This window comes from Bacillus sp. ISL-57 (assembly GCF_018613135.1).
GTDB classification, from domain to species: domain Bacteria; phylum Bacillota; class Bacilli; order Bacillales; family DSM-1321; genus Peribacillus; species Peribacillus frigoritolerans.
On sequence record NZ_JAGGQV010000004.1, the window covers coordinates 279232 to 292837 of the forward strand.

Below are 13606 nucleotides of genomic sequence, written 5' to 3' on the forward strand. Positions count from 1 at the left end.
TGTTAATATTAGAAGTTGCAACAGCAACATTGAAACTTATATTTAGAAGAGTGACCATCATAGATATAAAAACATGGAAGGTGAACCCATGATTTATTTTGACAATAGTGCAACAACGAAACCATATCCCGAAGTAATCGAATCATTCATGAAGGTTACTTCGGATTATTTCGGGAATCCCTCATCGCTTCATGGACTTGGGGTGCAATCCGAAAAACTGCTTTCCGCTGCCAGAAAGCAGATTGCTGATTTATTAAAGGTGAAGAGTTCGGAAATATATTTCACTTCCGGGGGAACGGAAGGAAATAATCTTGCCATTAAAGGGGCAGCCCTCTCTCAGGGAAATCGAGGCAAACACATAATCACGACAGCGATTGAACATCCTTCTGTAGAAGACGCTTGCCAATCATTGACGAGAATGGGATATGAGATCACATATCTTCCCGTTAACGAATCTGGACAAATTGATGTAACCGATCTTAAGGATGCATTGAGGGAAGATACCATTTTGGTTTCCGTCATGCATGTTAATAATGAAGTTGGCTCGATACAGCCGATTGCTGAAGTGGGCAAATTGTTAAAACAATACCCAAACGTGCTCTTTCACGTCGATAATGTACAGGGAACAGGCAAGGTTTCGTTATCATTGCGTGAAGCCAATGTGGATTTATGTACAATTTCCGGCCACAAGGTTCACGGTTTGAAAGGGACGGGCATCCTGTATGTTCGTGAAGGCGTTCGGGTCGACCCGCTTTTCCATGGTGGCAATCAGGAAACGAAAATCAGGAGCGGCACCGAAAATGTTGCGGGAATCGTCGCCCTTTCGAAGGCTTTACGTATTAGTATGAACAATCAATTGCTGTATCATGATAAGCTTCAGCAAATCAAAACTTATTTATATAAAGGTTTGAAGGAAATGGACGGGGTGTTGGTTAACAGTCCCGAAGAGGGTGCACCCCATATTGTGAATTTTTCCGTTCCGGGACTGAAATCCGAGGTATTGCTGCATGCACTGGAATCGGAGGGAATATATGTTTCGACGACTAGTGCCTGTTCTTCGAAAAAAAGGACGGTAAGCAAAACGGTGGACGCGATGTTCCATCATCCGGCTCGTTCCGAAAGCGTCATCCGTATCAGTACTACCTACGGCAATGAAATGGGAGAAGCAAAGCAAGTTCTGGCGGCGATACAGAAAATAGTCGCTAATTTAGAAAAAATAATGAGGGTTGCTAAATGAAATTTGATCATATAATTATCCGTTATGGAGAAATCTCCACTAAAAAAAGAAACCGTAAAGGCTTTGTAGACAAAATGAAGGCACATATCCGCTGGAGTTTAAAAGATATAGAAGGCGTAGTGCTGACAGCCAACCGGGAGCGGATGTACGTCCTCCTGAACGGTGCGGACCATGTGCCGGTCATTGACCGATTGAAAGGCATTTTTGGAATACAGTCATTAAGCCCTGCAATAAAAATAGAGCGTGATCTGGAAGTGATGAAAACGGCAGCATTGTATTACCTTAATCATACTCTTGAAGAGGTAAACACGTTCAAAATCACAACAAAACGCGCCGATAAGGACTTTCCGTATAATACCGATGAAATTAACAGGGCAATCGGCGGGCATTTGCTCCGAAATACAGAAGATTTAAAAGTGGATGTAAAGAACCCTGATTTGAACCTGCTAGTGGAAGTGAGACGCGAAGCCGTGTATTTGACAGGTGAAATCATCCAGGGGGCAGGCGGTCTTCCATTCGGTTCAAGCGGGAAGGCGATGCTGATGCTTTCAGGCGGGATTGACAGTCCTGTTGCAGGATTCCTTTCGATGAAACGGGGATTGGACGTGGAGGCGATCCATTTTTACAGCCCACCTTTCACAAGTGAGCGTTCACGTCAAAAGGTCATTGATTTGGCGGGCAAACTGGCAGAAATTAATGGAAGCATGAAAGTGCATATCGTTCCATTTACGGAAATCCAATTATTGATTCAAAAACAAATCCCGGAAAACTACTCAATGACTACAACCCGTCGTTTAATGATGCGGGTCGCCGATCGCATCCGGGAAAAGGAAGAAGCCATGGCACTGATCACCGGTGAAAGCCTTGGACAGGTTGCGAGCCAGACGATGAGCAGCATGTTTGCCATCAATGAGGTTACGAATACACCGATCCTGCGTCCGCTGATTACCATGGATAAGACAGAAATCATCAAAATAGCAAGACAACTCGATACTTTTGAAATATCCAATCTGCCGTACGAGGATTGCTGTACGGTCTTTACGCCGGCAAGCCCAAAAACGAAACCGAAACGTGAAAAAGTCAATTACTATGAAAGCTTCGTCGACTTTGACTCCTTGATTGAAAAAGCGGTCTCCGAAACAGAAATACTAACGGTTAAACCGGGTCAGACTTTCGTTAAGGAAGAAGCGATGGAAGACTTGTTTTAATATCCTTTAATTACCAATAAAAATGTGCGAATGAAGCCATGTGTTTTAACACACTCTATAATCACAAGGAGGTGAAACACACATGGCAAACAACAACAGCTCAAACGAATTATTGGTACCTGGAGTTGAACAAGCTCTACAACAAATGAAATATGAAATCGCTACAGAATTCGGCGTACAACTTGGTGCCGACACAACTTCTCGCGCTAACGGATCAGTTGGTGGAGAGATCACAAAACGTCTTGTTCAAATGGCTGAACAACAATTAGGCGGAGGCTTCAACAGATAATTTCATAAATATGGCTACAGAGAGCGGGTTTTAACACCCGCTCTCTTTACGTTTGCGTACTGAATTCGTGGGCAGCAAAATAAAGTGCGTTGTATGTCAAAAAGCTGCGTTAACAACAAGACCTTGTTTTACTACATAATTTTTTACTGTTTTATATAATATGAAACCTCATTATTGTGCCGAATAACCGGCTAGCCAAGACCCACAGGTGCAGGCTTTGATGAGGCTTGGCAGACAGTCGGCGGAAAGAGAGCGGGTTTCTGAAATCAGCTGGAATTTTTTAAAAGAAAAACTGCAGGCAAACCTTGCTTTAGGAGTTGTCTACAGGCTATAAGAGAGCGGATTCCTAGACCCGCTCTTTTTTTAATTTGTAAAAATAAATAGAAATTTTAGAGAAGTATCTTGTATAATGAGTAGGTACTAAGAGTTCATAATTGGAGGGGAAGAATATGAAGCGTGAAGACTTATTGGCTCCGGAACATTACAACTTAGTGAGTGAAATGGAACGTTATGCAAAAGATCCAGGTAAAGTTGCCGTACTTTGGGAGAACGAAACCGGAGATAAAAAGCAACTTACATATGAGAATTTATTAAAAAGTGCAAATAAAATTGGAAATGCCTTCAAGAAAAAAGGACTGGGTAAAGGTGATACGGTCCTCATCATAATCCCCCGTTTGGTGGAAGCTTATCAAGTGTATTTAGCCGCATTGAAAATTGGCATGATTGTCATCCCTTGTTCTGAAATGCTTCGTGCGAAGGACTTGCAGTACCGAGTCAACCATGGTGATGTCAAAGGAATCATCAGTTATCATGAATTTACTGGCGAATTGAATGAAATAGAAGGAGCGGAAAGCCTCCTGAAGTTTTCAATCGGAAAACGAATCGAAAATTGGCTGGATTTGAATGAGCTCGCCGATGAGGAATCCGATCAGCTGACCATGGCTGACACGAAGAGTGAGGATATGGCATTCTTATCGTATACTTCCGGAACGACAGGAAATCCAAAAGGGGTCGTCCATACACATGGATGGGCTTATGCCCATTTGAAAACGTCCGCTGCAAACTGGCTAGGAATCAGCGAAACGGATGTCGTTTGGGCAACTGCAGGCCCAGGGTGGCAAAAGTGGATCTGGAGTCCTTTCCTGGCGGTTCTGGGGACTGGAGCGACAGGCCTTGCCTATCATGGAAAGTTCGAGGCGAAAAAATATCTTCAGCTGCTTCAGGACTACAAAGTGAATGCATTATGCTGTACACCAACCGAGTATCGATTGATTGCAAAGGTGGATAACCTTGATGATTATGATTTATCCCATCTTCATAGTGCCGTATCAGCGGGAGAGCCTTTAAATCAAAAAGTGTTCGAGGTCTTTAAGAACCATTTCCAGATTGAAGTGCGTGATGGGTATGGACAGACCGAAAATACCTTGTTGGTTGGTGTAACGAAAGGCATGGAAATTAAATTGGGCTCCATGGGCAAACCGACTCCGGGCAACCATGTGGAAATCATCGATGATTCCGGTAAACCTTGTTCTCCTGGCGTAGTGGGGGATATTGCCGTACATGTCGATACACCTGCTCTTTTTAAAGAATATTTTAAAGATCCCGAGCGGACATCGCAGCAATTCCGCGGGGACTATTATATCACCGGCGATCAAGCGAAAAAGGATGAGGATGGTTATTTCTGGTTTGAGGGTCGTTCTGATGATATCATCATCAGTTCGGGATATACGATCGGACCGTTTGAAGTGGAAGATGCACTCGTTAAGCATCCGTATGTTAAAGAGTGTGCCGTAATAGCAAGTCCTGATGAAATAAGGGGAAATGTGGTCAAGGCGTATGTCGTCTTGATGGATGATATCGATCCGAACAGCCAGGACTTGATCAAGACGCTTCAATCGCACGTGAAAGAATTGACTGCTCCATATAAATATCCAAGGAAAATCGAATTTTTAGAAGAGCTTCCCAAAACGACATCAGGTAAAATCAAACGGGTGGATTTACGGAAAAGGGAAGAAGCACTCCTTAACAATTGATTGAAATGCATGAACGTCAGCCTTCAAGGCTGGCGTTTTTTTATTGACAGGGACTTGGGTAAAAGCATAAATATGGGAATTCGTGTTATGAGATGGTACACTTACTGCATATCTGCACAGTAACAATCATTTAATAAGGAGTGTAAAGCCGGAATGGGAACGTTATGGTTCAATGGGTCAATTTATACGATGGTTAAAGAAAATGATAAAGTGGAGGCAGTCTTCACTGATAAGGGGTTAATTGTTGATACCGGCAGCCTGGACCATTTGAAAAATGAACATGCCGGCAATATTTCCAGGGAAATCGACTTAAAAGGACAAACGATGCTGCCGGGATTAGTGGATAGTCACCTTCATTTGGTCGGACATGGTGAAAGACTGCTTCGTCTAGACCTCTCTTTGATGGATAGCAGGGAGTCGATCATGAAATCCTTGAAGGAAAAGTGCTTAAAGACCCCGGCCGGAAAGTGGATCGTTGCCGAAGGGTGGAATGAAAATGAATGGCCGAGGCCTGAATTGATATTACGGGATGAGCTTGACGCGATATCGGCAGATCATCCCATCGTATTGAAAAGGGTCTGCCGTCATGCCTTGGTGGTCAATTCCCGGGCCCTTTTGGAAGCGGATATTAAAGAAGATATAAAAGAACCTTCAGGCGGGGTGATCTGCCGTTATCCTGACGGACGTTTAAATGGATTATTTAAAGAAAGCCAGGCGCAGAACCTTATTTTAGACAGCCTTCCCGGCATTGATCAAGAGTATATCGAAAACGCGCTCACAGAGGCCATAGAAGACGCATATAAGCTAGGTTTGACTGGGGGGCATACAGAGGACCTTCATTACTACAATGGATTCATGTCGACATATCAGGCGTTTAAATCGGTAATCGAGGACCGGGAAATGGCCTTTCGCGCCAATTTGCTCGTCCATCACGAAGCGTTTGAAGAAATGCTGGCAGCAGGCGGCGGCTATCAGGAAGGTACGCGATATATCAAATTCGACAGCATGAAGATCTTTACCGACGGCTCCTTAGGCGGACGCACTGCCCTGTTGAGCGAACCTTACGTAGATCAAAAGAATACGAATGGGGTCGCGATATTCACTGAAAATGAGCTTCAGGAATGGGTGAAAAAAGCAAGGGCTGCCGGAATGCCGATTGCTGTCCATGCGATTGGCGATCTCGCTTTTGAATACGTCTTGAATGCAATTGAAGCCCTCCCCCCGAAAAAGGGACAGAGGGACCGGCTCATCCATGCGCAGATTGTACGGCCCGAGCTTTTGGAGCGGGCGGCAAAGCTGCCGGTAATCTTTGATATACAACCGGGGTTCGTTCCGTCCGATTTTCCATGGGTGGAAGAAAAGGTGCCAGCCGATCTATTGGAATCCTCCTATGCCTGGAAAACCTATTTGAATTTGGGCATCATTTGTGCGGGAGGGTCGGATGCACCCATTGAACCATTAAATCCGATTTTGGGCATTCATGCAGCTGTCACAAGGATGAAAATCAACAGTGAGGACCGTACCGTATATGGTTTGTCTGAAAGGCTTTCCGTTTTCGAGGCTTTCGCATTGTATACGAAAGGGAGTGCTGCAGCAATCGGCCAGGAAAAACGCCGAGGTGTGATCAAAAAAGGGTACGATGCCGATTTTACCGTGTTTAATCTGGATGTCTTTGCTGTTGCACCGGATGATCTCCTGAAAGCTGAGGCGGTCATGACGGTCATCGATGACAAAATCATGTATGATAAAAATTAACAGTTGCAAAAAAAGAAATGGAAATACAAAATTGTCAGATGGAATTAGATAAAGGAATGTAAATGGAAAGAAGGCTTGTTATGAAAGTGGATCAACAAAAAGAAGGGGCGATTTATGCAGCCCTTTCTTACATGATGTGGGGAGTTGTGCCGGTTTACTGGAAGTTCCTTCAGGGAGTCGGTGCAATGGAAATTTTAGCTCAGAGGGTATTATGGTCTTTCGTGTTCATGCTGGTTTTATTGATGATCATGAAAAAGTGGCAGGCGTTTCTTGATTATGTCAAAAACATACTGGGCAATCCGAAACTATTTACGGCATTACTAACGGCGTCACTGCTTGTTACAGCCAATTGGGGAGTGTTCATATGGGCCGTTAACTCGGGACGGATCCTCGACACGAGCCTTGGATATTATATCAATCCGCTCGTCAGTGTACTATTGGGAGTGATAGTCTTAAAAGAAAAATTGAGCGGGGCCCAAATCATTTCATTCCTGCTTGCAGGAATCGGAGTCTTGATCCTTGGCATTCATTTCGGCACGATCCCGTGGATCTCTCTTGTTTTGGCCATGACCTTTGGATTATACGGTCTGGCAAAAAAAATGATCAAGGCCGAATCGGCAATCGGGCTGACGCTCGAAACGATGATGGTAACGCCTCTGGCCCTAGGTTACCTGATTTACTTGATGAACAGGTCGGAAATGCAATTCTTTACAGACGGGAGCACAAGCTTGCTGTTGGTGGGCGGCGGGATTGCCACGGCATTGCCTCTTTTATATTTTGCGAAAGGGGCCGAGAAGATCCCGTTATCGATGCTAGGCATTTTTCAGTATATCGCTCCGACCTTATCTTTATTGATCGGGGTATTCGTCTATCATGAAAGTTTCACCAAAGCACATCTTTTAGCCTTTTTGTTCATATGGTCAGCCTTGGCTGTTTATACACTATCCATAACGAAATGGGGGCAGGCAAGTGCCCGCAGGTTCAAAGGCAAAGGGAATATTGGTGCTTGAAAAGAAATAAATGCTTGGGAAATTTTCTGCCCAAGCATTTTTTATGTCGATATTCAATAAAACGGATTTATGGCATAGGCGAAATGCCAGGGTCATGAAAGGTATATCTTCGAACCTATTTCAGAAACAATACAATTGGAAAGGCTGGCAGGACTGTTATCGGGCTTGGCACGAGGGTTATTTAGTTGGAATTGTCTATAGAAGGAACTATCCAGGGAAATGATATGCGTTGTCAGAAATGCTGATATGGTGGCGAATGGCTTTCTATTGCTATTTAATTCATCGATGATTCCCTGTGCAGTGGTAATCCCGATCCCGTGGCCATAAAAGAGGTTATTCCCTAATAATATGGCATTTTCACCTTGCCATTCAGGGGTTGCCAAGTCGTGATCAGGGTTTTTGAAGTAAACGCAATCACCTGGTAAATAATCCCTTCCTTGATGAATAATGAGAGCCATATTCTGTGGAGGGCGAAAGTCATATAAAAATAGGTCTGAAAAAAGATAGTCGAAATTCCTGGGGCCGATCAGATCCAAAATCGCCTTTAAAAAAGTGATGACCATTGCTGTACCGCATTCGAATGCATAAAGCCCTCCATTCATGAAAATGTCAACGAGCGCAGCATGAGGGAGAATCCCTGGCTGAAGGGTAAAGGTGCCATCCTTTGAAAGGTGCCAATAACGTTGATTGGATTGAGACTCCTCAAGTGTGGAGAAATCCGGACCGCTTTTATCCAACGCAATAGCTGCCTCTATGACTCGGTTCCTCAGCTGTATCTCGAAATTAAAATCCCCAAAGTTCCGGTATTCAAAAACGTTAGAATCTTCCGCCAAGCATTGAAGAGTTTCAAGCGATTTGGCAGAGGCTGTACCTGGTTGGATTTGACTGACATCTAACCATTTGTGATTAATCTTTATCATGACATATCCACCTTTTGCTTATGAAATTAAGGGTTTAATAAAACAAGTAAACAAAAATGTCTACATGTAATGCTCATTATATGAATGCTTGAAAAGAAATGACTATTTGGTACGTGTCCGCCACCGTTGCAGCCAAGCATGATTGGAACGGAAAGAGGCAGAATTATTTTGCTTTCAATGATTTTCGTTCCAAAAGATATTTTGCAAGATATCCTGAAGTGCCAGGAATACCTTTCCAATTAGAGAGAAGAAGCAAATTAGTATTCCTTTTTCCCTATGAATTGATATAATGAGAGAGAAAAGTTCATATGTGCGAGAAATGTAGGGGGGCCAGTACTGCTGGCTGAGATTGCATCCATTAGATGCTGACTCTTTGAACCTGATCTGGGTGATGCCAGCGGAGGGAACATATTATGACTGATTTTCTGTTTTGTATGTTAACGTCCGAATTCATCTTCGGGCGTTTTTTGCTTTTTTCCAGTATTTGAATAGCCCTGGAGCCCTATTATGGTTCCGGCATATGGACCTTATAAGATATGTAGGGGGATAATGACTTGAATAAATTCTTACCACTGTTAACTTCGTTCTTCCTTTTAGCTGGATGCGGAGCAGGCGGAACTAATGAAAAAGAAGAAGCATCTAAAAATGAAGAATTAAAAAAGGTATCGGTCGTGCTCGATTGGACACCGAATACAAACCATACAGGACTGTATGTAGCCAAGGAAAAAGGTTATTTTAAAGAACAAGGTCTTGATGTGGAAATTATCATGCCAGGTGAAGCTGGAGCTGATAAGCTTGTCGCTTCAGGGAAATCTGAATTTGGCGTGAGCTACCAGGAGGGCATAACGCAGGCCCGCGTCCAGGGCGTGCCGATTGTTTCGGTAGCTGCCGTCATCCAGCATAATACCTCGGGATTCGCTTCCCCTGAGGCAAAAGACATTACGACTCCCAAGGATTTTGAAGGGAAAACGTATGGTGGCTGGGGGTCCCCGGTTGAAAAGGCCATCATTGATTCACTCATGAAAAAAGAAAATGCGGATGTAAATAAAGTGGATATAGTCAATACAGGAGACATGGATTTTTTCACTTCGGTTAAAAGGGATATAGATTTTGCCTGGATTTATTATGGATGGACAGGCATTGAGGCCGAATTGCGAAATGAAAAGCTTAATATGGTTTACTTAACCGAATACTCTGATAAGCTTGATTACTATACGCCTGTATTAACTACGAATGAAAAGATGATAAAAGAAGATCCGGAGACTGTTAAAGCATTCGTTCAAGCAGCTTCCAAAGGGTACCAGTTTGCGATTAAGAATCCTGACGATGCAGCGGACATGTTAATTAAGTCTGCACCGGATCTTGATCCAAAACTAGTGAAGAAAAGCCAGGAGTGGCTTGCAGACAAGTATCAGGATGATGCTCCGCGATGGGGTGAACAAAAGCTTGAAATTTGGAAGAATTATAGTGAGTGGATGACTGAAAATAAGCTTCTTGAAGGTGATTTCGATCCTGAAAAGGCATTTACCAATGAATTTTTACCAAAATAGGAGGAAATACAATGGCCAATTCATTAATTAGTATACAAATTATTCCTAAAGGGGAAAACGTCATCCCTATGGTCGATGAAGCAATCAAGATCATTGAAGAATCAGGTGTCAAGTATGAGGTTCACCCGCTTGAAACGACAATGGAGGGGGAGCTTTCCGAACTTTTTGCCGTGATAGAAAAAATGAATGTAAGAATGATTGAAATAGGATCGCCGAATGTCATTTCCCAAGTGAAAATATTATATCAGCCAAGCGGGATTACGATGGATACGTTAACGGAGAAATATCGGGCATGATCGGAAAGGGAATTTGGAAGAAGGGGGCTCCCTTCTTTCTTTTATTATTGTTGCTGATAGTATGGGAGTCAGTGACAGTCTTATTGAAAGTTGAAGAATGGCTGCTTCCCGCTCCATCGGCCATTTTCATTGAAGGAATTGAGTCTTCCCGCAATCTTTACGGACACCTTATATCCACAACCGAGCTTGCGTTGTCGGGTTTTTTTATTGGGAGCTGCATCGGCTTATTGATCGCGGCAATCCTGCACCTATTTCCAGGTGTGAAGGACGCGGTTTATCCTCTGCTCATACTATCACAAAATATACCTATCATCGTTTTGGTGCCGCTTTTGGTAATCTGGTTTGGCTTTGGCATGCTGCCTAAGTTGATCGTGATTTCACTTGTATGTTTTTTTCCGGTTGCGGTCGCATCTTTGGACGGTTTTCGCCAGACACCATACGAGCTTAAGCATTATTTCAAGATGATGGGAGCGGGGAAAAACCAGTTATTTTGGAAGCTGGAACTTCCTCACTCGATCCCGTTCATATTCTCGGGCTTGAAAATTTCGGCTACCTATAGTGTAATGGGTGCGGTTATTTCGGAATGGCTTGGGGCAAAATCGGGGATTGGTGTTTATATGACTCTCGCTTCTTCAGCGTTCAGGACAGATCGGGTGTTTGTAGCCATTTTCATCATCATGGGAATGAGCCTGATTTTTTTTGGAATCATCACTTTCCTGGAGAAATACTTGGTTTCTTGGAAGAGAAAGGAGGGCGAAAAGGGTGAAGCTGGAAATTAAAGACGTCTCCTATTCTTTCGATGGTAAGCAAAATATATTGGAGAATATGAATTTCCATGTGAATGATGGGGAATTTGTTACGATCCTTGGGCCATCGGGAAGCGGTAAAAGTACATTGTTCCACTTGATCGGCGGGATTTTGAAGCCTGATCATGGCATCATTTCATTGGATGGTAAAAAGATAAATGGCTTAAAGGGACATATCAGCTATATGCCTCAGCAGCCTTCCCTTTTACCTTGGAGAACGGTATTGGAAAATGTTTTGCTTGGAAGTGAACTTGCTGGGACCAGAGATAAAGAAAAGGCAAAAAACCTTTTGATGAAAGCCAGGTTAGAAGATTACGGGAAAGCATATCCGCATGAATTATCTGGAGGCATGAAACAAAGGGCCGCATTCATTCGGAGTATCTTAAGTCCACAGGACTTGATGTGCCTGGACGAACCCTTTTCTGCCTTGGATGAACTGACAAGATTGCAAATGCAACAATGGCTGTTGTCGGTTTGGGAAGAAAATCGGAGGTCGGTGCTTTTTGTCACTCACAGCATAGATGAAGCGGTTTTCCTATCAGATAGAATTTATGTGTTATCAGCAAAACCGGCTGCTGTCATCAAAGAAGTGAAAGTCCCATTTTCAAGGCCAAGAAGAGAAGAACAGCTTCTTAGTGATGAATTTATTCATTTGAAGAGAGAATTATATGCAGCACTCAAGCCAACTTTCACTACTTAAGTAAGGAGGCGATAACATTTGAGAATCATCGACAGCCATATCCATTTGGATAAGTATGATATTGTTAAGCGGAAGCAGATCCTGAAAGACATGGAAAAGGTTCAGTTGGAATCCTTGCTGACTGTTTCCATGAATTTGGATTCTTCGATTAACAATTATCAGCTTTCACTTAAAGATTCACGAATTAAGCCTGCCTTTGGTTTTCATCCAGAGCAGCCCCTCCCGAGTGATGAAGAAGTGAATGAATTATTGAGCTGGATGCGGGAACATCGTCACAATATGGTTGCGATAGGCGAGGTTGGGCTGCCCTATTACTTAAGGCAGGAAAATCCCGATATTGATAACTCAGCATATATAGTGATACTGGAGAGGTTCCTGACTTTAGCTAAAGAGATTGAAAAGCCGGTTATCCTTCATGCCGTCCATGACGATGCACCTATCGTTTGCGACCTTTTGGATAAGCATCAAATCACAAGGGCACACTTCCATTGGTTTAAAGGGGATATCCGGACAATTGAAAGAATGGCCGAAAAGGGCTACCGCATTTCGATTACACCTGATGTTTGTTATGAGAGGGAAATACAGGAATTAGTTGCGGCCTATCCACTTAAGCTGATGATGATAGAAACGGATGGACCATGGCCGTTTGAAGGGGTTTTCAATGGGGAATGGACCCATCCCGGCATGATGCATGACAGTGTGCGTCAAATTGCTTCGATTAAAGAATTGCCGATTGAAGATGTCTATGAAGCCCTTTATCAAAATACGAAAGATTTTTATCATATATAAAGGTACCGGTTATCATATCCGGTACCTTTTTTCGTTTAGAGAAAGGTCCTTTTAACCTTTTCCCAAAAGGAATTGTCTTTTAGCTTAACGGTCTTGATGACCTTACCGCTTAACCGGACCTTTACCTTTTCGACATGATTGATGCTTAACGCTTCATTGTCCATTCCGACGATCGGATAGCTTGGTCCGTTTTGTTCAAGGTGGACGGTCAACGTCTTAGCGCCGCTTAGGATGAATGAGGAGCCTAGGGTCCGATAGGTATTATTATTGACGGAAGCAAGTTCGCTCACTTGGAAGCAAGGGAGAAGGGGATCGACAACGGCCCCATTGACCGATTTATTATAGGCGGTGCTTCCGGTCGGAGTCGCAATGATGATTCCGTCCCCGCGAAAAGTTTCAAAATGAAGTTGATCAATGAAAATATCCATGATGAACGTTTTGGTGATCGAAGAGCGGATACTCAGTTCATTAAGGGCATAGAAGGAGGGCTGATCGTCCAATTGGATAGAGATGGTTGGATATTTACGCACCTCGATTTGCTCCCTTGTCATGGCATCAATCATCTTATCACTGTCTTCCAAGTGGAAATCGCAATACATATTCAAGTTTCCTGTCGTGGAAATGCCCGCATATAAACAGTCATCCCTGAACCCGGTTTTACGTGCTGCCTGCAGGAATGTGCCGTCATCACCGATGCTTACGATGATGTTCGCTTTTGTGAAATCCTGGATGACTTCATACGAATGTTGCTTCGCCAAGTCTGATAAGTATTCAACCTTGCTAAGCATCTCTGCATTCGGTGCATGGAAAAAATAAATATTCCTTCGAGTGTTCATCATGTTTCCCCCTAGAATGTATGGTGATGAAAGGGCTTTCTATATCCTGTTTACAATAAATGCATTTTTTGCAAAATGGACCAATGCATTTCCAATTTGAGGATTCTTTGCTACAATTTTATATGTCTTAGTTTATCATGGAATGAAACATTTTTGGTATTAGTTCGTATGGTAAGA

The 13606-nt window shown here is 43.2% G+C and carries 13 protein-coding genes and 1 riboswitch; of the genes, 11 read left to right on the top strand and 2 right to left on the bottom strand.

The window, feature by feature from the left end; translation table 11 throughout:
• Positions 1 to 88 precede the first annotated feature (88 nt).
• The 6 genes from J7I90_RS09775 (at position 89) to rarD (ending at position 7532) form a co-directional block, all read left to right on the top strand.
• Positions 89 to 1237, top strand: coding sequence for a cysteine desulfurase family protein (locus J7I90_RS09775; protein WP_214770973.1), 1149 nt, complete (start codon positions 89 to 91; stop codon positions 1235 to 1237).
• The gene (gene thiI, locus J7I90_RS09780) at positions 1234 to 2445 is read left to right on the top strand and encodes a tRNA uracil 4-sulfurtransferase ThiI (RefSeq protein WP_214770976.1); all 1212 of its coding nucleotides are present in this window, start codon (positions 1234 to 1236) and stop codon (positions 2443 to 2445) included. Before J7I90_RS09775 ends, thiI begins: the two co-directional genes overlap by 4 nt.
• Before the next feature lie 82 nt (positions 2446 to 2527).
• Positions 2528 to 2734 carry an alpha/beta-type small acid-soluble spore protein gene (locus J7I90_RS09785; RefSeq protein WP_034309203.1) on the top strand — a complete coding sequence of 69 codons (207 nt, stop codon included), beginning with the start codon at positions 2528 to 2530 and terminating at the stop codon, positions 2732 to 2734.
• A gap of 449 nt (positions 2735 to 3183) precedes the next feature.
• A complete protein-coding gene (gene mbcS, locus J7I90_RS09790; protein WP_214770980.1) occupies positions 3184 to 4767 on the top strand; it encodes an acyl-CoA synthetase MbcS in 1584 nt (527 codons plus the stop codon).
• 153 nt (positions 4768 to 4920) lie between these two features.
• A complete protein-coding gene (locus tag J7I90_RS09795; protein ID WP_214770982.1) occupies positions 4921 to 6522 on the top strand; it encodes an amidohydrolase in 1602 nt (533 codons plus the stop codon).
• Between the two features lie 80 nt (positions 6523 to 6602).
• Positions 6603 to 7532, top strand: coding sequence for an EamA family transporter RarD (gene rarD / locus J7I90_RS09800; RefSeq protein ID WP_214770984.1), 930 nt, complete (start codon positions 6603 to 6605; stop codon positions 7530 to 7532).
• Between the two features lie 92 nt (positions 7533 to 7624).
• Here the strand turns inward: rarD and J7I90_RS09805 are convergent, their stop codons facing one another.
• Positions 7625 to 8452: a protein-glutamine gamma-glutamyltransferase gene (locus J7I90_RS09805; RefSeq protein ID WP_251025194.1), complete on the bottom strand. Its 828-nt coding sequence runs from the start codon at positions 8450 to 8452 to the stop codon at positions 7625 to 7627.
• 313 nt (positions 8453 to 8765) lie between these two features.
• A riboswitch (TPP riboswitch) is annotated at positions 8766 to 8875 on the top strand.
• 131 nt (positions 8876 to 9006) lie between these two features.
• Between J7I90_RS09805 and J7I90_RS09810 the strand changes: the two genes are divergently transcribed.
• Genes J7I90_RS09810 through J7I90_RS09830 form a run of 5 tightly spaced genes read left to right on the top strand, consistent with a single transcriptional unit; the run spans position 9007 to position 12593 of the window.
• Positions 9007 to 10002, top strand: coding sequence for an ABC transporter substrate-binding protein (locus tag J7I90_RS09810; protein WP_214770986.1), 996 nt, complete (start codon positions 9007 to 9009; stop codon positions 10000 to 10002).
• 11 nt (positions 10003 to 10013) lie between these two features.
• Positions 10014 to 10298 (top strand): thiamine-binding protein, encoded by a 285-nt coding sequence (locus tag J7I90_RS09815; RefSeq protein ID WP_034309193.1) that lies wholly within the window; start codon positions 10014 to 10016, stop codon positions 10296 to 10298.
• Positions 10295 to 11077: an ABC transporter permease gene (locus J7I90_RS09820; RefSeq protein WP_214770988.1), complete on the top strand. Its 783-nt coding sequence runs from the start codon at positions 10295 to 10297 to the stop codon at positions 11075 to 11077. The genes J7I90_RS09815 and J7I90_RS09820 overlap by 4 nt, the downstream gene beginning before the upstream one ends.
• On the top strand, positions 11067 to 11804 hold the full coding sequence (locus J7I90_RS09825) for an ABC transporter ATP-binding protein (protein ID WP_251025214.1): 738 nt from the start codon (positions 11067 to 11069) through the stop codon (positions 11802 to 11804). Before J7I90_RS09820 ends, J7I90_RS09825 begins: the two co-directional genes overlap by 11 nt.
• Positions 11805 to 11822: 18 nt before the next feature.
• Positions 11823 to 12593 carry a TatD family hydrolase gene (locus tag J7I90_RS09830; RefSeq protein ID WP_214770990.1) on the top strand — a complete coding sequence of 257 codons (771 nt, stop codon included), beginning with the start codon at positions 11823 to 11825 and terminating at the stop codon, positions 12591 to 12593.
• Positions 12594 to 12628: 35 nt separating this feature from the next.
• Here J7I90_RS09830 and J7I90_RS09835 read toward each other — a convergent pair whose 3' ends face one another.
• Positions 12629 to 13429 (bottom strand): NAD kinase, encoded by an 801-nt coding sequence (locus J7I90_RS09835; RefSeq protein ID WP_053535929.1) that lies wholly within the window; start codon positions 13427 to 13429, stop codon positions 12629 to 12631.
• Positions 13430 to 13606: the final 177 nt, after the last annotated feature.

Excerpts from the sequence above, each read along its gene's own strand:
- J7I90_RS09775 (WP_214770973.1), top strand. The coding sequence starts at position 89 with ATGATTTATTTTGACAATAGTGCAACAACGAAACCATATCCCGAAGTA.
- thiI (WP_214770976.1), top strand. The coding sequence starts at position 1,234 with ATGAAATTTGATCATATAATTATCCGTTATGGAGAAATCTCCACTAAA.
- J7I90_RS09785 (WP_034309203.1), top strand. The coding sequence starts at position 2,528 with ATGGCAAACAACAACAGCTCAAACGAATTATTGGTACCTGGAGTTGAA.
- mbcS (WP_214770980.1), top strand. The coding sequence starts at position 3,184 with ATGAAGCGTGAAGACTTATTGGCTCCGGAACATTACAACTTAGTGAGT.
- J7I90_RS09795 (WP_214770982.1), top strand. The coding sequence starts at position 4,921 with ATGGGAACGTTATGGTTCAATGGGTCAATTTATACGATGGTTAAAGAA.
- rarD (WP_214770984.1), top strand. The coding sequence starts at position 6,603 with ATGAAAGTGGATCAACAAAAAGAAGGGGCGATTTATGCAGCCCTTTCT.
- J7I90_RS09805 (WP_251025194.1), bottom strand. The coding sequence starts at position 8,452 with ATGATAAAGATTAATCACAAATGGTTAGATGTCAGTCAAATCCAACCA.
- J7I90_RS09815 (WP_034309193.1), top strand. The coding sequence starts at position 10,014 with ATGGCCAATTCATTAATTAGTATACAAATTATTCCTAAAGGGGAAAAC.
- J7I90_RS09820 (WP_214770988.1), top strand. The coding sequence starts at position 10,295 with ATGATCGGAAAGGGAATTTGGAAGAAGGGGGCTCCCTTCTTTCTTTTA.
- J7I90_RS09835 (WP_053535929.1), bottom strand. The coding sequence starts at position 13,429 with ATGAACACTCGAAGGAATATTTATTTTTTCCATGCACCGAATGCAGAG.